17 protein-coding genes are annotated in these 19,060 nt (G+C 61.9%); 8 read left to right on the top strand and 9 right to left on the bottom strand.

Going from position 1 to position 19,060, the window contains the following annotated elements:
- The first annotated feature begins 92 nt into the window (after positions 1–92).
- The 6 genes from AC4CWH_RS09950 to AC4CWH_RS09975 all read left to right on the top strand — a co-directional run bounded on the left by AC4CWH_RS09950 (position 93) and on the right by AC4CWH_RS09975 (position 7,827).
- Positions 93–1,349, top strand: a complete 1,257-nt coding sequence (locus AC4CWH_RS09950) for an MFS transporter (protein WP_491318606.1) — start codon at positions 93–95, stop codon at positions 1,347–1,349.
- Between the two features lie 93 nt (positions 1,350–1,442).
- Complete coding sequence (locus AC4CWH_RS09955) at positions 1,443–2,852, top strand: multicopper oxidase family protein (RefSeq protein WP_491318607.1); 1,410 nt, start codon at positions 1,443–1,445, stop codon at positions 2,850–2,852.
- Between the two features lie 29 nt (positions 2,853–2,881).
- On the top strand, positions 2,882–3,793 hold the full coding sequence (locus AC4CWH_RS09960) for an MBL fold metallo-hydrolase (RefSeq protein ID WP_491318608.1): 912 nt from the start codon (positions 2,882–2,884) through the stop codon (positions 3,791–3,793).
- A 113-nt stretch (positions 3,794–3,906) separates the two neighbouring features.
- Positions 3,907–5,073, top strand: a complete 1,167-nt coding sequence (rnd, locus tag AC4CWH_RS09965; protein ID WP_491318609.1) for a ribonuclease D — start codon at positions 3,907–3,909, stop codon at positions 5,071–5,073.
- A 165-nt stretch (positions 5,074–5,238) separates the two neighbouring features.
- Positions 5,239–6,597, top strand: coding sequence for an esterase-like activity of phytase family protein (locus AC4CWH_RS09970; protein WP_491318610.1), 1,359 nt, complete (start codon positions 5,239–5,241; stop codon positions 6,595–6,597).
- A 183-nt stretch (positions 6,598–6,780) separates the two neighbouring features.
- Positions 6,781–7,827, top strand: coding sequence for an adenylate/guanylate cyclase domain-containing protein (locus AC4CWH_RS09975; RefSeq protein WP_491318611.1), 1,047 nt, complete (start codon positions 6,781–6,783; stop codon positions 7,825–7,827).
- Positions 7,828–7,839: 12 nt separating this feature from the next.
- Here the strand turns inward: AC4CWH_RS09975 and ppx are convergent, their stop codons facing one another.
- The 4 genes from ppx to AC4CWH_RS09995 form a co-directional block, all read right to left on the bottom strand.
- Positions 7,840–9,360: an exopolyphosphatase gene (gene ppx, locus AC4CWH_RS09980; RefSeq protein ID WP_491281882.1), complete on the bottom strand. Its 1,521-nt coding sequence runs from the start codon at positions 9,358–9,360 to the stop codon at positions 7,840–7,842.
- A 6-nt stretch (positions 9,361–9,366) separates the two neighbouring features.
- Positions 9,367–11,550 (bottom strand): RNA degradosome polyphosphate kinase, encoded by a 2,184-nt coding sequence (locus AC4CWH_RS09985; RefSeq protein ID WP_491318612.1) that lies wholly within the window; start codon positions 11,548–11,550, stop codon positions 9,367–9,369.
- 82 nt (positions 11,551–11,632) lie between these two features.
- Entirely contained in the window at positions 11,633–12,343 is a 711-nt protein-coding gene (gene hdaA / locus AC4CWH_RS09990) for a DnaA regulatory inactivator HdaA (protein ID WP_491318613.1), read from the bottom strand.
- Complete coding sequence (locus tag AC4CWH_RS09995) at positions 12,340–13,500, bottom strand: AI-2E family transporter (protein ID WP_491281885.1); 1,161 nt, start codon at positions 13,498–13,500, stop codon at positions 12,340–12,342. Before AC4CWH_RS09995 ends, hdaA begins: the two co-directional genes overlap by 4 nt.
- Before the next feature lie 310 nt (positions 13,501–13,810).
- On the opposite strand from AC4CWH_RS09995, the gene purM reads away from it, so the two are divergent.
- Entirely contained in the window at positions 13,811–14,884 is a 1,074-nt protein-coding gene (gene purM / locus AC4CWH_RS10000; RefSeq protein ID WP_491318614.1) for a phosphoribosylformylglycinamidine cyclo-ligase, read from the top strand.
- On the top strand, positions 14,881–15,537 hold the full coding sequence (gene purN / locus AC4CWH_RS10005; RefSeq protein WP_491318615.1) for a phosphoribosylglycinamide formyltransferase: 657 nt from the start codon (positions 14,881–14,883) through the stop codon (positions 15,535–15,537). Before purM ends, purN begins: the two co-directional genes overlap by 4 nt.
- Positions 15,538–15,544: 7 nt before the next feature.
- Here the strand turns inward: purN and AC4CWH_RS10010 are convergent, their stop codons facing one another.
- From AC4CWH_RS10010 to blh, 5 genes are read right to left on the bottom strand one after another with little or no spacing between them, the layout of a single operon-like run.
- Positions 15,545–16,327 carry a sulfite exporter TauE/SafE family protein gene (locus AC4CWH_RS10010; protein ID WP_491318616.1) on the bottom strand — a complete coding sequence of 261 codons (783 nt, stop codon included), beginning with the start codon at positions 16,325–16,327 and terminating at the stop codon, positions 15,545–15,547.
- Complete coding sequence (locus AC4CWH_RS10015) at positions 16,327–16,758, bottom strand: DUF6691 family protein (RefSeq protein WP_491318617.1); 432 nt, start codon at positions 16,756–16,758, stop codon at positions 16,327–16,329. Before AC4CWH_RS10015 ends, AC4CWH_RS10010 begins: the two co-directional genes overlap by 1 nt.
- Positions 16,755–17,162, bottom strand: a complete 408-nt coding sequence (locus AC4CWH_RS10020) for a YeeE/YedE family protein (RefSeq protein WP_491318618.1) — start codon at positions 17,160–17,162, stop codon at positions 16,755–16,757. Before AC4CWH_RS10020 ends, AC4CWH_RS10015 begins: the two co-directional genes overlap by 4 nt.
- Positions 17,159–17,500, bottom strand: a complete 342-nt coding sequence (gene bigR / locus AC4CWH_RS10025) for a sulfite-sensing transcriptional repressor BigR (protein WP_491318619.1) — start codon at positions 17,498–17,500, stop codon at positions 17,159–17,161. The genes AC4CWH_RS10020 and bigR overlap by 4 nt, the downstream gene beginning before the upstream one ends.
- Positions 17,500–18,792, bottom strand: coding sequence for a bifunctional sulfur transferase/dioxygenase Blh (blh, locus tag AC4CWH_RS10030; RefSeq protein WP_491318620.1), 1,293 nt, complete (start codon positions 18,790–18,792; stop codon positions 17,500–17,502). Before blh ends, bigR begins: the two co-directional genes overlap by 1 nt.
- Positions 18,793–19,060 lie beyond the last annotated feature (268 nt).

Consider the following 19,060-nt stretch of genomic DNA (forward strand, 5'->3'; position numbering starts at 1 on the left):
GGCCGCTTGGTTAGACTGGCGATACGGTTCGCCCTTCGATGGATCGCCCCACCTTTCCCGTCGTTGCGGCCCCGGCCGCCGGATATCCCCGCATGAGCCAGATCCGCCCGCTGATTCCCCTTCTCGTCACCGCGGGCATCCTGATCGGCGGCAATGGCTTGCAAGGCACGTTTATTGCGCTGCGCGGCACGGCGGAAGGGTTTTCGCCTTCCACCATCGGGTTGATCGGTGCCGGCTACAGCATCGGTTTTGCCATCGGCTGCCTTTATGTCACCCGCATCCTGCGCGCCATCGGCCATATCCGCACCTTTGCCGCCATGGCCGCCATTGCCGCCTGCTGTTCCATCCTGATGCCGCTCATCACATCGCCTTTGTTCTGGGCGCTGATGCGCTTCATCATCGGCATATCGGTCGCAAGCCTGTTCGCCGTGGTGGAAAGCTGGATCAATGCCAAGGTCACCAACCAGAACCGGGCGCGCACCCTCTCCATCTATCGTCTGGTGGACCTCAGTTCCGTGACGGCTGCTCAGTACCTCATCCCGACCGTCGACATCGAGGGACCGGTGATCTTTTCGCTGGTGGCGATGGCCATGGCGCTGTCGCTGGTGCCGATTTCCGTTCTCGACCGGTCAAGCCCTGCCCCGCCGGAAGCGATCAGCACCGATATCCGCGCCGTCTGGCGCATCTCGCCGCTGTCGGTCGTCGGCGTCATCGCGGTCGGCCTCAGCATGGCGGCCTTTCGCAATATCGGGCCGATCTATGCGCAGCAGATCGGCATGAGCGTGACGGCGATTGCCACCTTCATGAGCGCCGGCATTATCGGCGGCGTCGTGCTGCAATATCCGCTCGGGCTTTATTCCGACCGGCTGGACCGGCGAAAGGTGATCATCTGGGCAACGATCGGCGCAATCCTCACCGGCGGCTACCTGTCGTTTTTCGCCGGCACGGATGAGACCGCCAATATCATTGGCATTTTCGTCTATGGCGCCTTTGCCATGCCGCTTTATTCGCTGTGTTCGGCCCACGGCAATGATTTTGCCAAACCCGGCGAACATGCGCTGGTCTCGGCGGGCCTTCTGTTCTTCTGGTCCATCGGCGCCACCATCGGGCCGCTTTTGGCCTCCGTGCTGCTGCAGTTCATCGGCCCGCAGGTGTTCTTTATCTACACCTCGTTCATTTTCATGGGTTTCCTGTTTTATACGGTGGTGCGCATGCGCACACGGCCCGCCGTGCCGCCGGACGCACGGCCGGGGCGGTTTCGCGCGCTGCTGCGCACATCCGCCTATTTCAACCGCATGGCGGGCGCACCCGGCGATGAGCGCAAGGATGGCCGCACCGACCGGCGGTAGCAGCCTGCGGCAATATCGCGGTTCGCGCCGTATTGCTGATCAACTTTCTCAGGTTTAAGCAGGATCAGGAACAACAGCCGCCAGAGCATGCCCATGGTCCAGATGTCGCGCCGAACCCTTTTGAAGACCGCCGCCGGTTTTAGTGGCGCCTATGGGCTGGGCCTTGGGGCAGCCGGCCTGTTCGGCGGTCCCGCGTCTGCGGCAAACGCCGTTCATCTGGAAGCGAGGACCACCGATGCGCTGCTCGACGGCCAGCACCTGACGCGCGGCGTGATGAGTTATGGCATGGCCGGTTCCCCCGGCACCGTCATGCCGCCAACACTTCGCCTGCGCCGTGGCGAGCGGATCGACGCCAAACTCACCAACCGGCTGGACGAGCCGACGACCGTTCACTGGCACGGTCTTCGCATTGAAAACCGCATGGATGGCGTGCCCTTTCTCACCCAGCCTTACGTCTATACCGGCGATACGTTCGACTACAGCTTTACCCCGCCCGATGCCGGCACCTTCTGGTATCACCCCCATTGCAACACGCTGACGCAGATGGGACGCGGCATGACCGGGCTGCTGATCGTCGAGGATCCGAAGGACCCGGTGTTCGACGCCGAAGTCGACATCAACCTGCGCGACTGGCGGCTTGGCGGCGACGGGCAGTTCATCGAGCAGTTCAAGCCGCGCGATGCCGCCCGCAACGGAACCTTCGGCACCGTGCGCGGCGCCAACTGGCAGGTGGAGCCGGCCTTTGATGCGCCAAGCGGCGGGCTGGTGCGCGTGCGCATCGCCGACACCGACGTGACGCGCCTCTACCAGCTGTCGTTGTCGGGCGCCAAGGCCCTCATCGTGGCGCTCGACGGACAACCGCTGCCGCAAGCCATTCCCCTCGACAGCCTCGTCATCGGCCCCGGCCAGCGGCTGGATCTCGTTCTGCTGATGCCGGAGAGCGAGGGAGAGATCGTGACGCTCACCGACACAAGACCCTCCACCGCCAAGGCTGTGGCGACCTTTCGAAGCGTCGGTGCAAACCTGAAGCGCAGCCTTGGCGACGTGCCGCCGCTGGCGCAAAACCCCTTCGAAAAACCGGACCTTTCATCGGCTGAGGAAATTCCGCTGGTGTTAAGCGCCACCGCCGAAAATGCGGCGCGTGATTCGATCTGCGGCACGCTTGGTTATTCCTTCTGGGCGATCAACAAGGTGCCATGGCCGGGTGACACTGCCGATCCCTCCGCGCCGCTGGCCGAGATGAAGCTGGGCAAAACTTACGTGTTCAACCTCACCAACAACACGCCGCACCTGCACCCGATCCATTTGCATGGCATGAATTTCCAGGTGGTCGCGTCGTCCGCGCGCGCGGTCACTCCGCTGATATCAGATACCTATCTGGTGGCGCCAGACGAAAAGGTGCAGCTTGCGCTGGTGGCCGACAATCCCGGCGACTGGGTTCTGCATTGCCACATCATCGAGCACCAGAAGACCGGCATGACGAGTTATGTCCGGGTTGTCTGATCCCTGTCTCCAAGCCTGTGGATGCCGCCATGACGGACCTCTGCGCCACCCTTCGCATACTCGAGCCCTATCCGGGCCTGTTTGCCTATTATGACGGCCGTATCGCCGGCAAGCGCCTGCACGGGCCGGAGCGCAACTGGCTGGATGACGGCGCCTATGCGTTGGGGATCGCCAGCTACGCGCTCGTTTCGGGCAACGAGGCGCTCGTCTACGATACGCATATGTCGCTCGAACACGCCCGTGCTATCCGCAGCCATCTCGAAGGGCGCGGCGTCTCCCGCCTCACGGTGATCCTCAGCCACTGGCACACCGACCACATTGCCGGAAACGCCGTTTTTGCCGATTGCGACATCATCGCCAACCGGCTGACGCTGCAGGCCATAACCGATAACGAACAGGCGCTCGCCGCCAAGGACCCGCCGATCCATCCGGTGGTGATGCCGAACCGCATCTTTGACGACAGGCTGGAGCTTCGGCTCGGCGGGCGGTCGGTGCATCTCCTGCAGTTCGATATTCATAGCGCCGATGGCACCGTGCTGTGGCTTGCCGACGAACAGTTGCTGCTGGCCGGCGATACGCTGGAAGACACGATCACCTATATCTCCGAACCTTTGGGCATTGCCCGCCATATCGAGGAACTCGACCGCCTCTCAAAACTGCCGATCAGGCGCATCCTGCCCAATCACGGCAGCGAGGAACGCATTGCAGACGGCGGATACGGGCCCGCGTTGATCGACGCCAACCGCGCCTATCTCAAGCGGCTGCTGGAACGGATCGCCGATTCTCAGATCGACACGATGCGACTTGAAGAATTTGTGGCGCCGGAAATCGCAGAGGGTTGGATCGACTATTTCGCGCCCTACGAGATCGTTCACCGCGACAATATCGAGGCGCTGCGTACCGGCCGGTCGGATGAGGATGCCCCGGTTACCGCGGAATAATTGCTGCGACTTTGCAATGATGGTGCGCAAGACTTCCGTCTCTGTTGACATCGGCAGGTGAAAGGGAAAGGAAGGTTAAACGATCTTTCCTCTGTGCCTGACGACCGAAGCTGATGATTGAAACAACTGCCGCTCTTCAAGATGCCTGCCGCAAGCTCGCCCAATCCGAATTCGTCACCGTCGATACGGAGTTTTTGCGCGAAACCACCTTCTGGCCGATTCTCTGCCTCATCCAGATGGCAAGCCCGGATCTCGAAGTCATCGTCGATCCGATGGCCAAGGACATCGATCTGACGCCCTTCTTCGAGCTGATGGCCGATACATCTGTTGTCAAGGTGTTCCATGCGGCGCGCCAGGATCTGGAAATCGTCTATCACCTCGGCAAGCTGATCCCGCATCCGATCTTCGATACGCAGGTCGCCGCCATGGTCTGCGGTTTTGGCGATTCGATTTCCTACGACCAGCTCGTCCAGCGCACCAAGAACGTCCAGATCGACAAATCATCGCGTTTTACCGACTGGAGCCGCCGGCCGCTGTCGGACAAGCAGCTGGATTATGCGCTGGCCGACGTCACCCATCTGCGCGACATCTATCTCAGCCTCAAGGCAAAGCTCGAAAGCGAAGGCCGCACCACCTGGGTTGCCGAGGAAATGGCGGTTCTCGAATCGACCGAGACCTATGACATGCATCCCGACGATGCCTGGCTTCGGCTGAAATCGCGCCTGCGCAAGCCGCAGGAACTGGCGGTGCTGAAATATGTCACGGCCTGGCGCGAACGCGAGGCGCGCAGCCGCAACGTGCCGCGCTCGCGCGTGCTGAAGGACGACGCAATCTTCGAAATCGCCCAGCAGCAGCCTCGGGACAGCGAGGCTCTCGGGCGCCTGCGCACCATTCCCAAGGGCTGGGAACGTTCGTCGTCGGGCACGGCGATCCTCGATGCCGTCAACACCGCCCTTGCGCTTCCGAAAACCGACATGCCACAGGCGCCAAAACATTCGCATACGCCGGAAGGCGCGCAGTCCGCTGTCGAGCTTTTGAAGGTGCTGCTGCGCCTGATCTCTGAAAAACATGGCGTGGCGGCAAAAGTCATCGCCAACAGCGACGATCTCGACAAGATCGCCACCGAAGGCGAAAAGGCCGAGGTGCCGGCCCTTTCCGGCTGGCGGCGCGAACTGTTCGGGGAACCGGCCCTGAAACTCATTTCCGGCGAGGTCGCCCTGCGCTTCATCGACAAGAAGGTCGAGACCGTGGACATGGCTGCCGGATCGGTGCCAGCCTGATCCCGCCCGGCCTGTTCAGGGCCGGCAAACTGCCCGCATGACCCAGTTGGCCAGGCAAGCGGTTCTGTCATTGAAATTTCATCGGAATTTCAATCAGGCGTGATGGTGGCGTCATCTGCTGCACGTAGGAGGAGATTGTTCTCTTCTCTCATGCACAGGTGTTCCATGATCCGAACTCTCCTTGCCTCCGTCGCACTGGTTGCCGTTTTGGCGGTACAGTCCCACGCCGAAGAAAAGGCCTTTCCGGCCAAGCTCGTCTCGCAGGCCGTGCTGCCGGCCAACACGATGATTGCAGCACCCGCCGATGCTCCGGCAACGCTCAAGACCTCCGGTAAGTTCACCACCGCCGACCGCAAGCGCACCGAAAAACTCGCCAGCATTCCCGGCAAGGACGGCGTGCGCCTCACCGGTCTTTCGCTGCCCTTCGATGGCCAGCCCCTGCAGGGTTTTTCCGGCATCAAGACGATGGCCGACGGTACGTTCTGGACACTCTCGGACAACGGTTTCGGCTCGAAAAACAATTCGAGCGACACCATGCTGATGCTGCATCACATCAAGATCGACTGGGCCGCCGGCAAGGTGGAACGTCTCGGCACCGTGTTCCTCTCAGACCCGGACAAGAAGGCCCCCTTCCCCATTGCCATGGAAGGCGCTGACAAGCGTTATCTCACCGGCGCCGATTTCGACGTCGAATCGATCCAGCCGGTGGCAGATGGCTTTTTTGTCGGCGAAGAATTCGGCCCCTACGTGCTGAAATTCGACATCGAGGGCCGTCTGACCGATGTCATTGCAACCGTGGTTGATGGCAAGCCGGTGACCTCGCCCGACAATGCACTGGTGAGCCTGCCGGCCAACCCTGCGGCAAAAATGCCGGTGTTCAACCTGAAGCGCTCCGGCGGCTTTGAAGGGTTTGCGATGTCGAAGGATGGCGCCAAGCTTTACGGCCTGCTGGAAGGTCCGCTGTTCCTGGAAGACGGTTCGGTGGAAAAGACCGACGGCCAGACGGCACTGCGCATCATCGAGCTGGATGCCGCCTCCAAGGCCTGGACCGGCCGCAGCTGGCTTTATCCGCTGAGTGAAGGCGGCGTTGCCATCGGCGATTTCAACATGGTGGATGCCACCACGGCCCTCGTCATCGAACGTGACAATGGCGCCGGCTCCCCGTCCAAGGCCTGCGCCGACCCGAAGAAGCCGGAGCCGACCTGCTTTGATGCACCGGCCAAGCACAAGCGTATCTACAAGATCGAGATGTCGGATGAAAACGTCGGCAAGGCCGCCCGCAAGATCGGTTATATCGACCTCATGAACATCGCCGATCCCGACAAGAAGGCCATGCAGGGCAGCGAGAACGGCGTCTACACCATGCCCTTCGTGACGATCGAGAATGTCGATGTGGTGGATGCCACCCACATCATCGTCGGCAATGACAACAACCTGCCCTTCTCGGCCGGCCGCGCGCTGGACAAAGCCGACGACAACGAATTCGTGCTGCTCGACGTCGGCACGTTTCTGACGGCCAAGTAAGCCTCTGGAAAGACTGACAATGGGCGCTGCCTGCCGGCGCCCATTTCTGCACTTGCGCGAACCGGCCGGTCCCTTATCGTGGCGTGACCGGCGTCGACCTCACAGTGGGATCCCGCCCGAGGGAGACCGTGCCACGGGAGGCTCATGCGCGAACCTGTCAAAACAAGCGTGCACGGGAGGCCGTTGTTTCGGGTCCTGCGTTGGACACTGCTGATCGCCATCATCGCCTGTACGGGCGTGATCTACATCCTGCTGTTTGAAGCGCGGGGCCCGCTCTATATCGGCTCCATCTATGCACTGGCCTGCAGCCTTCCGCTCATTGCCTTCGAAAGCGGGCTGCTGATGCCGCGACTGCTGGAACGTGTGCGGCGACTGGCCACTCCCGCTTACATCCTCTCCAGCCTTGGCCTCTTTTTCATCCTGTCCGGCAGCGGCTTTGCCTTGACCGGCGCATTGATGAAGACACTTGGGCTGCTCGACGCCGGCTGGAAGGATGTGCTTCTCATTCGCCCGCCGGCGTTTCTTTACACTCTGGTCATGTTCTTCTTCGGCATTACCGTCCTGCGCATCCGCCAATTGCTGGGGCGCCGTGTGTTTCTGAGCCTGCTGACCGGCCGTTACCGGCACCCGGTCGAGGAGGAGCGGGTGTTCCTGTTTCTCGACGTCGTGGGCTCGAGCGCCTATGCCCGCCAGTTCGGCGACCTCAAGGCGCAAGCCTTCCTCGGCGCGGTGTTTGCAGCCCTTGCCCAGCATGTCCGGCACCACCAGGGCGAGATTGACGATTATGTCGGCGACTGCGCCATCGTCACCTGGGCGATGAAGGAGGGTGTGGAAGAGGCACGCTGCGTGCGGTGCCTCTACGACATGCTCGACGAGATCGACCGTGACCGCGACTGGTGGGTGGAGAAGTACGGCCTTGTTCCGCAACTGTCGGCAGCGCTGCATGGTGGCTCTGTCGTGACGGCAGAGATTGGCGTCTTCCACCACAAGATCACCTATTTCGGCGATGTCGTGAACACGACCTCCCGCATCGAGAGCCTCTGCAAGACGCTGAAGCAACCGCATCTGGTGTCGGCTGATCTTCTTCAGCGGCTGGTCTTGCCGCCGGATGTGGTGGCAGAGCCGCAAGGGGAACATATGGTCAAGGGCCGCGACGAGCCGGTCGGCGTTCTGGCCTTGCGGCGGATGACAGCTGGCGCAACAGGCGCGGACCTGCCCCGCGCCTCCTGACCGAACCGGCGTCTATTCGAAGACGAAGGCCAGCCGCTTGCCGGTCAGCTTCGAGAGTTGCTGCAACCGGCCATCCAGCCGCTCGCCGGCAAAATCGGCATGCTCGTGCGGCACGACAAATTCCAGATCGAGATCCGGATTGCTGGACCGGCGGAACGACAGATGGTCGACGATGCCGGGCATCGAGGCCGAGAAGAGATAAACGACGCGCAGCAGGCCGCCGAGCAGTTTTGCAAGGCTGAGCAGGCGCGGCGTGGAAATCTGCGACAGCGGGCCGGTGGCGCCGTCGTCGTGCAGGCCTTCGAAACGGTAATAATTGGCGAGCGCCAGATAGGCCCGACCGGGATGCGTGATGCCGGCAAGCGAGGAATGGGCAATCAGGTTCAGCGCCTGCAGGCCCCGGTAATCGGGATGTGCGCGCCAGCTGATATCGGCGAGAAGGCAGGCCGCCTGGCGATAGCGGGTTTCTTCCTCGGTTTCCTCGATGCCGAAATGGGCGACCATGCGGCCGGTCCAGTCGGCAAGCTCGCGGGCATGTTCGGGTGAGCGGGCACGCAGGATCGCCAGCTGGTCTGCCGCCACCAGCAGCGGGTCCAGCTGCTGTTCGTCATCCGGCAGCTGCGCGTAGAGATAACCTTCGCGCACGCCTTGCGCGGAAAACACCACGCGGGACGGCTTCATGGCGGACAGCACTTCCTGCATGGCAATCGCGCCGAAGGGCAGAAGCGCCCGGCGGTTCTTGGACACCGACTGCCAGGCACCGTCCTTGCTGTCCCTGGCGGTCAGCACCAGTTCGAGGAAATTCTGCATGTCGGCCAGCGGCAGCTCATAACCCTGCATCATGTGCAGCGGATACTGCGTCATTTCCATGTGCAGCTTGGCGATGTTGCGCCACGTGCCGCCGACGGCATAAAAGATGCGCCCCTCGCCGCGCGAAAGAAGCTTTGCATCCTTCAGCTGGGCGCGCGCCAGCGTGCGCGCCTTGGTGAGCGAGCCGCCGGATGTTTCCGACAGGCGAAGCCCGCCGAGCGGAAGCGTGATGCCCTTGCCGCATTCGCGGCCCTTGACGTCAATGAGTTCGAGCGAGCCGCCGCCGAGATCACCGGCAATACCATCAACGCCGTTGAAGCCGCTGATGACGCCGAGCGCCGAATAATAAGCCTCTTCCTCACCGGAGAGAACCTGCACGGGCTGGCCGAGAATGGATTGCGCCTCGGCGATGAAGGCCGCGCCATTGCTTGCCTCGCGGGCAGCAGCGGTTGCCAGCACGAAGATCCGCGTGGCCCGCGCCTGATCCGACAGCGCACGAAACCGATGGAGGGCATGCAGCGCGCGCGCCACCGCCTCCTCGTCCATGCGCCCGTTGGAGCCGAGCCCCTTGCCGAGACCGCACAGAACCTTTTCGTTGAACAGAACGGCAGGCGCGCGCGACAGGTCTTCGTAAACGACCAGACGGACCGAGTTGGAGCCGATGTCGACAACGGAAACAGGAGCGCTTCCGGGGAGACGCCCCTGAGCTTCAGATCGTACCATGCATCACTATTTCTTGCGTCCGGACATGACGCCGGCAATGAGCTTCGGCGCACTTGACTTCAGGGCTTCCCCACGCCCCGAAAGGCTGGGATTGGTCATAAAATAGTGTTGCGCGTTGAAAGGTTCCTCGCCCTTTCGGACTTCCATACGGCGCGACGTTCCATCGGCCAATATCTCGTAGCTCTGCTGGTTGTCAATCAGGTTGCCCAGCATGATCTGCGACAGCACCTGCTCATGCACAGTCGGGTTGATCAGCGGCACCAGCGTTTCGACGCGCCGATCGAGATTGCGCGGCATCATGTCGGCCGAGCCGATATAGACGAGCGCGTTTTCCGACGGCAGGCCCTGACCATTGCCGAAGCAGAAGATACGGCTGTGCTCGAGGAAACGCCCGACGATGGATTTGACCCGGATATTGTCGGACAGGCCGGGCACCTGCGGGCGAAGGCAGCAGATGCCGCGGATGACGAGATCCACATCAACGCCGGCGCGGCTTGCCCGGTAGAGCGCATCGATGATTTCCGGATCGACGAGCGAGTTCATCTTCATCCAGATCTGCGCCGGACGGCCCTCCTGCGCATGCACGATCTCTTCCTCGATGTGGCGAAGGATGCGCGGGCGCAGCGTATAAGGCGAAACGGCAAGTTTCATGCTTTCGGCCGGCTCGCCGTAACCGGTGATGAAGTTGAAGATGTTCGACATGTCATGGGCAATCTTCGGATTGCAGGTGAAGAAGGACAGGTCGGTATAGATCTTGGCGGTGACCGGGTGGTAATTGCCGGTGCCGAGGTGGCAATAGGTGCGCAGCTTGCCGTCTTCGCGGCGCACGACCATCGACATCTTGGCATGGGTCTTCAGCTCGATAAAGCCGAACACCACCTGCACGCCGGCACGCTCCAGATCGCGTGCCCAGCGGATATTGGCCTCTTCGTCGAAGCGCGCCTTCAGCTCCACCAGCGCCGTCACCGACTTGCCCATTTCGGCGGCATCGATCAGCGCACGCACGATCGGGCTGTCGTTGGAGGTGCGGTAGAGCGTCTGCTTGATGGCGAGCACATCCGGGTCGCGAGCGGCCTGGATCAGGAACTGCACCACCACGTCGAAACTTTCGTACGGATGATGGACCACCATGTCCTTTTCGCGGATGGCGGCGAGGCAATCTCCGGCGTGTTCGCGCACACGTTCGGGAAATCGCGCATTGTAGGGCTCAAAGCGCAGGTCGTCGCGCGGCGCCTTGGTGATTTCAGACAGCGTGTTGAGGGCAAGAAGCCCCGGCAGGACGGCGACGCGATTGTCCGGCACGCCGAGTTCCTGCACCACGAACTGGCGCAGCGATGCCGGCATTTCCGAATCGGTCTCGATGCGGATGACCTTGCCGCGACGGCGGCGCTTCAGCGCCGTCTCGAAGAAGCGCACGAGATCTTCCGCCTCTTCCTCGACTTCCAGATCGCTGTCGCGAATGATTCGGAACGTGCCGGCACCCTTGACCTCGTAACCGGGGAAAAGCCGGTCGATGAACATCGAGACCACATCTTCCAGCGTGATGTAGCGGATCGTCTGGCCTTCGTCGGGCAGGCGGATGAAGCGATCAAGCGCCGTGGGCATGCGCAGAAGGCCGGTCATCGGCTCGCGACCGCTCTTGCTGTCGAGCTGCAGGCCCATGGTGAAGCCAAGATTGGGAATGAACGGAAACGGATGCGCCGGATCGATGGAGAGCGGCGTCAGCACCGGGAAGATATCGTCCTCGAAATCCGTGGCCAGCCAGTTGCGGTCCTCGTCGGAGAGCGCTGCCGGGCGCACGATGAGAATGTCTTCCTTGGCCATGTACTGCTGGAGAACGGCGAGCGACGCCTGCTGCTCCATCTGCAGGTTGTCGATTTCCTTCAGGATGTCTTCCAGCTGCTCAGCCGGCGTCTTGCCATCATGGCTGCGCACGACGATGCCCTGGCGCACCTGTCCCTCAAGACCCGCGACGCGCACCATGAAAAATTCATCGAGGTTGGCTGCGGAAATGGAGAGGAAGCGTACGCGCTCCAGAAGTGGATGCGCGGTGTTGAGCGTTTCCTCGAGAACGCGGCGATTGAACTGCAACCAGGAAAATTCGCGATTGATGAACCGCTCGGGGCTGTTCAGCAGGTCGACGGTGTCAGCTGCGGACTCTGTCGGCTGCGTTTCGGAAATCTGGTCCATCAATACCCCCTGTTGAGCCGGGCTGCGGCGTGGCCGGCAACTGCATGGCCCCTATAACTTTTCAACGACGAAACAATGACAGTCAATCATCGCCCTCGTTTCTGGCGAGGCTTTCCATCACTTCGGCTGCAAGCGTGCGCGTGATGCGCGTGCCGCGCGCCAGCGCCAACCGATCAAGACGATCGACCACCCCTTGCGCTGCCTCCATCGAGCGTTCCATGCGCTGGACGATATAGGCAACGATCCGGTCGTCGATATTGAGCTGACGGTCGGCAAACAGCTTTATGATGACCTGGCCGAGCAGGTCCTCGTCCGGCTCGCCGATTTCAACGACGGTTGCCGCCTTCAGACGCGAGCGCAGGTCCGGCAGGCTGACCGACCAGGACATCGGCCAGAGCCGCGCCGTCATCAAAAGGCTGGTGCGGTTTTCCTTGACGCTGTTGATGACGTGGAACAACTCGTTCTCGTCAAAGCCGCGCCGGTCGGCATCTTCAAACAGCACCGGGCCGGCAGCCGCCTGCATTGCTGCATCGGCACCCGCTTTCGGATGAATGGCGGTTGCGCCGGATTTTTCCCGCCAGATGCTGGCCAGATGCGATTTACCGCTGCCGGCCGGTCCCGTCAGGATAACCACCGGCGAGGGCCAGTGCGGCCAGGCATCGATGATGGCGACGGCAGCGCTGAGCGGTGCTGCAATCAACAGGTCATCGCGACCGGTGGCAGCATCATGGGTCAGCGCCAGCGGCAATTGCTCCGCGCGCTGACGCTTCAGTTTTTCAAGCGTTTCAGTCATGAGATTTTCGGGGGCTCGTCACGCTCACTCAGAACCTTTGCCTCCACACTGCGCTTGTCGTCCCAGGGCAGTTCGGAGGAATGGCCGAAATAGATGTCGCTCTGAAGATACCGCGAGATGGCGAACCGAACAAGCACGCCGACGACGGCCGCCGCCGGCACGGCGATCAACAGGCCTACGAAACCGAACATGGCACCAAAAGCCAGAAGCGCAAACATCAGCCAGACCGGATGCAGGCCGACACTGGAGCCGACGAGCTTGGGCTGCAGGATATTACCCTCGATGAACTGGCCGAGGAAAAACACGCACATGGTGGCAATCACCCAGCCATAGTCCGGCCAGAACTGCATCAGCGCCACGCCAACCGACAGAACCAGCCCGACCAGCGAACCAATATAGGGGATAAAGCTGATCATGCCGGCAACGAAACCGATGAGCAGGCCGAAATTGAGCCCGACCAGCGACAGGCCGACCGCATAAAAAATGCCGAGGATCAGGCAGAGCGACCCTTGGCCTCGAATAAAGCCGGAGACCGCCTGATCCATCTCATGCGCCAGCTGGCGCACGGTTGCCACCTGATCGCGCGGGATCCAGCTGTCGACCTTGGACACCATACGGTCCCAGTCGAGCAGAATGTAGAAGGCAACGACCGGCGTCACGACCAGCAGCGAGATCACATCCACAATGGTCTTGCCGGAATTCCAGATCTGGTTGAGCAGGCTGCCGAGAAAGCCGGCGCCTTCGGTCATCAGGCTTGAAAAATTTTCCTTCGCAGCTTCGATCTGCGTCACCATCCACTTGGGCAGGAAGGAGTTTTCGGGGCTTGCGATCAGTTGCTGCAGCTGCGTCACATATTGCGGCAGGCTCTGGGCGAACTGGTTGAACTGGCTGATGATCAGCGGGATCAGTACCATCAGCGCCACGGTGAACATCAAAACGAAGCTGATGAGGATGACGACGGTTGCCATCAGGCGGCTGAGGCCCCGCCGCTCCAGCCAGTCGGCCACCGGATCGAGGAAATAGGCGAGCGCCATGCCCGCCACGAAGGGCAGAAGAATGGTGCGGAAGGCCAGCAGGAAGATGATGAAAGCGACGAGCGCGAAAACCCAGAAAAGCACGTAACGTCGCAGGCTCGCACCACTGATATGATAGGCCATTGCATCCGTCCCTTTGCGTCAGTTCAGTAGGAAGTGGGATAGGACGGTGCCCAAGGCAAGGTCAAGGCGGTTGCGACCCCGCGTGGCAATCACGATTGGACACCTTGGAAAACAGGGGTTTCCCCGGCCAGACGCTTGCATCTGGCCGCGTGCCGTGCAATGGCGACCGCTTCCGGGCAGATCCCGCGACCGGCCGGCGTTTGCGCGCCTGGCTTCCGGAGGCGGAATGCCTTTGTTTATTGGCGCAGGTTCTTGTCGCACCCGCGAGCGCTGCCTTTAAGAACCTGCCGGGCACGAGCGGAGACAGGCGATGAGCGAAGCAGGCAAAAACGGTCTCACCTACAGCGATGCGGGCGTCGATATCGATGCCGGAAACCTGATGGTGGAAAAGATCAAGCCGGCCGTGCGCTCGACGCGCCGCCCCGGCGCCGATGGCGAAATCGGCGGTTTTGGCGGGTTGTTCGACCTGAAGGCTGCAGGTTTTACCGATCCGGTTCTGGTGGCCGCCAATGACGGCGTCGGCACCAAGCTGAAGATCGCCATCGACGCCGACCGCCACGACACCGTGGGCATCGATCTTGTCGCCATGTGCGTCAACGATCTGGTCGTCCAAGGTGCCGAACCGCTGTTCTTCCTCGATTATTTCGCAACCGGCAAGCTTAACCCGGAACAGGGTGCCGCCATCGTGCTCGGCATTGCCGATGGCTGCCGCCAGGCAGGCTGCGCGCTGATCGGTGGCGAGACCGCCGAAATGCCCGGCATGTACCGCGATGGCGATTACGATCTGGCGGGTTTTGCCGTGGGTGCTGCCGAACGCGGCCAGCTTCTGCCGACCGGTGACCTTCAGGCTGGCGACCTCATTCTCGGCCTTGCCTCCTCGGGCGTGCATTCCAACGGTTATTCGCTGGTGCGCAAGATCGTCGAGCTTTCGGGCCTTGGCTGGGATGCGCCGGCACCGTTCATCGAGGGCAAGACGCTCGGCGAAGCGCTGCTGACACCGACCCGCATCTATGTGAAGCCGCTCTTGAAGGCGATCCGCGAGACGGGCGCGCTGAAGGCGCTCGCCCATATCACCGGCGGTGGTTTTCCCGACAATATTCCGCGTGTCCTGCCGGATCATCTGGCGGCCGAAATCGATCTCGACAGCATTCCCGTGCCGCCGGTCTTTTCATGGCTTGCCAAAACCGGGGGCGTCGAGGCGCATGAAATGCTGCGCACCTTCAACTGCGGCGTCGGCATGATCGCTGTCGTTTCGCCGGAGCATGCGGCAACCGTGACCGAGGTTCTGAACGCCGAAGGCGAGATCGTCGTGCCGCTCGGGCGCATGGTGGCGCGCACGGAAGGGGCAGCCGGCACGATCTACAAGGGCACGCTTTCCCTATGAGCCCGGTCCGTAAGCGCGTCGTCGTTCTGATTTCCGGCGGCGGCTCCAACATGCTGGCGCTGGCGGAGGCGATGGCGGCTGCGGATTTTCCAGCCGAAATCGTCGGTGTGATCGCCGACAAAAAAACCGCCGGCGGCCTTTCGAAGGCCGAGGCGCGCGGCATAAAAACCTTTGCCTTCGAGCGGCGCGATTTTGCCGACAAGGCGGCGCATGAGGCGGCGATTCTTTCAGCACTTGCGGGGCTTCAGCCGGATCTCGTCTGCCTTGCCGGTTATATGCGGCTTCTGTCCGCCGATTTCATCCGGCCCTATGCCGGGCGGATCCTCAACATCCACCCTTCCCTCCTGCCGCTGTTTCCCGGCCTGCACACGCATCAGCGGGCGCTCGATGCCGGCATGCTGATCACCGGCTGCACGGTGCATTTCGTCACCGAGGGCATGGACGAAGGTCCGGTCATTGCCCAGTCCGTGGTGCCGATCCTTCCCGGCGACAGTGCCGAAACGCTGGCGGCCCGGCTGCTTGCCGTCGAACACCGCACCTATCCGCTGGCGCTGAAGCTTGTGGCAGAGGGCCGCGTGCAGATGCTGACGGATGGCAGCGTCCGGCGCGACGGCGCCGTGGTGGATGCCGGCGCAAGCCTGATCAGCGCCTGAGAAAACCTCAGGCGCCAAGCGCGCCGAGGCTGCGATAGATCACATAGGCGGCAACGACAAAGATGACGCCGGCAAAGATACGGTTCAGCACGTTTTTGTAGGTGCAGAGCCAGGTCGACGCGATTGTGCCGATGACACCTCCGATCACGCCGCCCAGAATGAATTCGCCGGCAAGAGGCCAGTCGACAAGCCCCGAGAGCGAGTAATTGCCGGCCGTTGCAAGGCCGAACGCCGTTACCGCCATCAGCGACGTGCCGATGGCATCGATCATCGGCATGCCCGTTGCAAACATCAGCGCCGGAACAATCAGAAAGCCGCCGCCGATGCCGAAGAAGCCGGAGGCTGCCCCGGTTGCGACGGCCACGACCGCCGTCAGCGCGCAGGTGGCAAGGTCATCCTTGCGCACAACGGTATCCACCGCGACAGCGCGCTTGCGCAGCATCACCACGCCGACGACAATCATGACGAGGCCGAAAAGCAACAGAAGCTTCGAGCCGTCTATGGCCTTGCCAAGCGTCGAGCCGCCAAAGGCGCCCGCCACGCCGAACACCGAAAATATCAGCCCGCAGCGCCAGCGGACATGGCCCTTCATGGCATGGTTCAAAAAATTGGCAGCCGCGTTGACGGCAACCGCCAGCGCGCCGGTGCCGATTGCCACATGCGGCGAGGTCACCCCCACGACGTAAAGCAGGAGCGGCGTGGCAAGGATCGAACCTCCACCGCCGAGAAGCCCGAGCGTGAAACCGACGAGACTGCCCGAGCCGATGGCGGCCACCAGCATATCCGACATTACACGCGTCCCGCCAAAAGACGGTCATGGATGACCATGCCGGCGACCATGGAGAGAACGAAGACGGCAACCGGCATGAGGCCGAGAGAAAGCGCTGCAAGCGCCGGCCCCGGGCAGAGGCCACCAAGCCCCCAGCCAATGCCGAAGATTGCCGAGCCGAGAACCAGCGGCCGGTCGATCGTCCGGTTCGTCGGGATATGAAAGCTGTCTGAGAGCACCGGCTTTGCCATACGGCGCACCAGAACCATGCCGGCCATGGCCACAGAAACGGCACCGCCGAGCACGAAGGCAAGGCTTGGATCCCAGGCACCGAAAAGATCGAGAAAACCTTGGACGCGGGCCGGATCGAGCATGCCCGACAGCGAAAGCCCGAAGGCAAACAGGGCGCCGCAGCCAAGGGCGGCGAGAGGTTGGCGAAAATCGATGCTCATCCGATGATCCTCAACAGGGTGACGGTTGCGATACCGCTTGCAAGGAAGGTGGCGACGGCGACCATCGACCGTGGCGAGAGCCGGGCAAGGCCCAAAACGCCATGGCCGCTGGTGCAGCCGGAGCCCATGCGCGAGCCAATGCCGACGAGAAGACCGGCAACGATGAGAAGTGGCGTGGAGGCGACGAGCGTGACCTGCGGGAGCGCGCCAAACACCAACGCATAAATCAAAGGCCCGGCCATCAGGCCAACGACAAAGGCACCGTTGACGAGAACCGAATGCCCGCCGGCCAACCGGCCCAAAATGCCGCTGATGCCGGCGATACGGCCGGTCAGGATGAGATAGGAGATGGCGGACAATCCGATCAGCAGGCCACCGGACAGGGAAGCAAGATAGCCGGTCATGGCGCAATCTCCTCGGCGCAGAAGATGGTGAAGAGAGCGGCGATCAGTTGTGCCGTCTTTGCCTCCGTCAGGCGATAGAATACCTGCTTTCCTTCCCTGCGGGTTTCCACAATGCCGGCTTCGCGCAGCACGGTCAGCTGCTGGGAGAGTGTCGGCTGATGCAGATCGAGCTTTTCCTCCAGCCGACCAACCGCGTGTTCCCCCTCGATCAGGGTGCAGACCAGCATCAGGCGGGCCGGATGGGCGAGCACCTTCAGATGGCCGGCCACTTCCGTGGCGCGCGCCTCCATGGCCTGCGGCGTCATGCCGGACATGGCCTTCAGGGTTGAGAAATCCATCACCATGCGGCCCCTTCCAGTGTGTTGAGCGGGATCTTGAGGTAGCGTCGGCCGTTGTCCTCCGGTTCCGGCAGACGCCCGCCGCGCACATTGACCTGCAGTGCATGCAGGATAAGCTTGGGCATGGGCAGGGTGCGGTCGCGCGCATCCCGCAGCGCCACGAAGGCAGCCTTGTTGATGCCGGCCAGATGCGGGTTCTGCGCCTTTTGTCGGGCAACCGTGCTTTCATAACGCAGATGGCGCCCGCCCGGCTGGTAGTCATGGCCGGTAAACAGCCGCGTCTCATCCGGCAGCGAGAGGATCGCGGAAATCGAGGCAAACAGCGCCTCCGCACTGCCACCCGGAAAATCGGCGCGGGCCGTGCCACTGTCGGGCATGAAGATCGTATCGTGGATGAAGGCGGCATCGCCGATGACATAGGTGATGGAGGCGAGCGTATGGCCGGGCGAAAACAGGACCCGCGCCGAAAGCGTGCCGATGGAAAAGGTTTCACCGTCGCCAAACAGCCGATCCCATTGCGAACCATCCGTGGCGAGAGAAGGCCAGTTGTAAAAACCCTTCCAGAGCTTTTGCACCTCGACCACATGATCGCCGATGGCAGACGGCGCGCCGGTTTTTTGCTTCAGGTAGAAGGCTGCGGAAAAATGATCGGCATGCGGATGCGTGTCGAGGATCCACTCTACCGTCAGCCCTTCGGCGCCAATGTAGGCCAGGATACGGTCGGCGTTTTCGGTCGAGGTCTGGCCGGATTTTTCGTCATAGTCGAGAACCGGATCGATGATGGCGCAGCGGCGGGTCGCGGGATCGGAGACGACATACTGGACGCTCCAGGTACGAGGATCGAAGAAGGCCTTGACCCGGGGGCTCTTGCCGGCACGGTTTTGCAGCCAGTTGACGGCAGGCGAAAGGTCGAAACCATGGCTCTCGCCAAAGGCTGTAACCTCCTCCAGCGCCATGCGCCCGTCGATCACCTCGACCAGAACATAAAGCAGAAGCGCCCGCATGCCGCTTTTGCAATGGGCAAGCACCGGCCCCTCGCTCTTTGCAAGGGCTGTGCGAAAGGCATCGACATCAGCTTCAGTCAGATCGGCAACGGTCACGGGAATGAAGCGGTAGTTGAGGCCTGAATCATCGGCCACCCGCTTTTCCGCCTTGCTGCCGGGCGCACCCTCCTCCGCATCCGGCCGCAGGTTGATCAGGCAACGGGTGCCGTTTGCGCCAAGGTCTGCAATCTCCGCCAGCGCCGGCTGGTCGGAAACGCTAAAGCGTGGATTGACGACAATGGTCTTCATGGCGGCGTCCTCAATATACATTATATAATTTCATATAACATATATCGAGGTGAAGAGCAACCCCGATGTCAAACGGAAGCGGCCCGCCTCAAGGCGAGCTGCCAGACCGCTGACAAAGGGCCGTGACCCTTCTTCCGTCATGCTCGGGCTTGTCCCGAGCATCTACAACGTTCTGATTTTATTGGGTCCTCGTAGATCCTCGGCACAAGGCCGTGGATGACGCCGCGCTGGAAGACAACTTTGTCATCAAGCTGATGGTGGACCGCAC

Source organism: Neorhizobium sp. PAMB6716 (genome assembly GCF_058242805.1).

Coding starts and splice junctions, on each gene's coding strand:
- purN (WP_491318615.1), top strand. CDS start 14,881: ATGAGCCCGGTCCGTAAGCGCGTCGTCGTTCTGATTTCCGGCGGCGGC.
- rnd (WP_491318609.1), top strand. CDS start 3,907: ATGATTGAAACAACTGCCGCTCTTCAAGATGCCTGCCGCAAGCTCGCC.
- bigR (WP_491318619.1), bottom strand. CDS start 17,500: ATGGATTTCTCAACCCTGAAGGCCATGTCCGGCATGACGCCGCAGGCC.
- ppx (WP_491281882.1), bottom strand. CDS start 9,360: ATGGTACGATCTGAAGCTCAGGGGCGTCTCCCCGGAAGCGCTCCTGTT.
- AC4CWH_RS09960 (WP_491318608.1), top strand. CDS start 2,882: ATGACGGACCTCTGCGCCACCCTTCGCATACTCGAGCCCTATCCGGGC.
- purM (WP_491318614.1), top strand. CDS start 13,811: ATGAGCGAAGCAGGCAAAAACGGTCTCACCTACAGCGATGCGGGCGTC.
- AC4CWH_RS10015 (WP_491318617.1), bottom strand. CDS start 16,758: ATGAGCATCGATTTTCGCCAACCTCTCGCCGCCCTTGGCTGCGGCGCC.
- AC4CWH_RS09995 (WP_491281885.1), bottom strand. CDS start 13,500: ATGGCCTATCATATCAGTGGTGCGAGCCTGCGACGTTACGTGCTTTTC.
- hdaA (WP_491318613.1), bottom strand. CDS start 12,343: ATGACTGAAACGCTTGAAAAACTGAAGCGTCAGCGCGCGGAGCAATTG.
- AC4CWH_RS09970 (WP_491318610.1), top strand. CDS start 5,239: ATGATCCGAACTCTCCTTGCCTCCGTCGCACTGGTTGCCGTTTTGGCG.
- AC4CWH_RS09955 (WP_491318607.1), top strand. CDS start 1,443: ATGGTCCAGATGTCGCGCCGAACCCTTTTGAAGACCGCCGCCGGTTTT.
- AC4CWH_RS10020 (WP_491318618.1), bottom strand. CDS start 17,162: ATGACCGGCTATCTTGCTTCCCTGTCCGGTGGCCTGCTGATCGGATTG.
- AC4CWH_RS10010 (WP_491318616.1), bottom strand. CDS start 16,327: ATGTCGGATATGCTGGTGGCCGCCATCGGCTCGGGCAGTCTCGTCGGT.
- blh (WP_491318620.1), bottom strand. CDS start 18,792: ATGAAGACCATTGTCGTCAATCCACGCTTTAGCGTTTCCGACCAGCCG.
- AC4CWH_RS09950 (WP_491318606.1), top strand. CDS start 93: ATGAGCCAGATCCGCCCGCTGATTCCCCTTCTCGTCACCGCGGGCATC.
- AC4CWH_RS09985 (WP_491318612.1), bottom strand. CDS start 11,550: ATGGACCAGATTTCCGAAACGCAGCCGACAGAGTCCGCAGCTGACACC.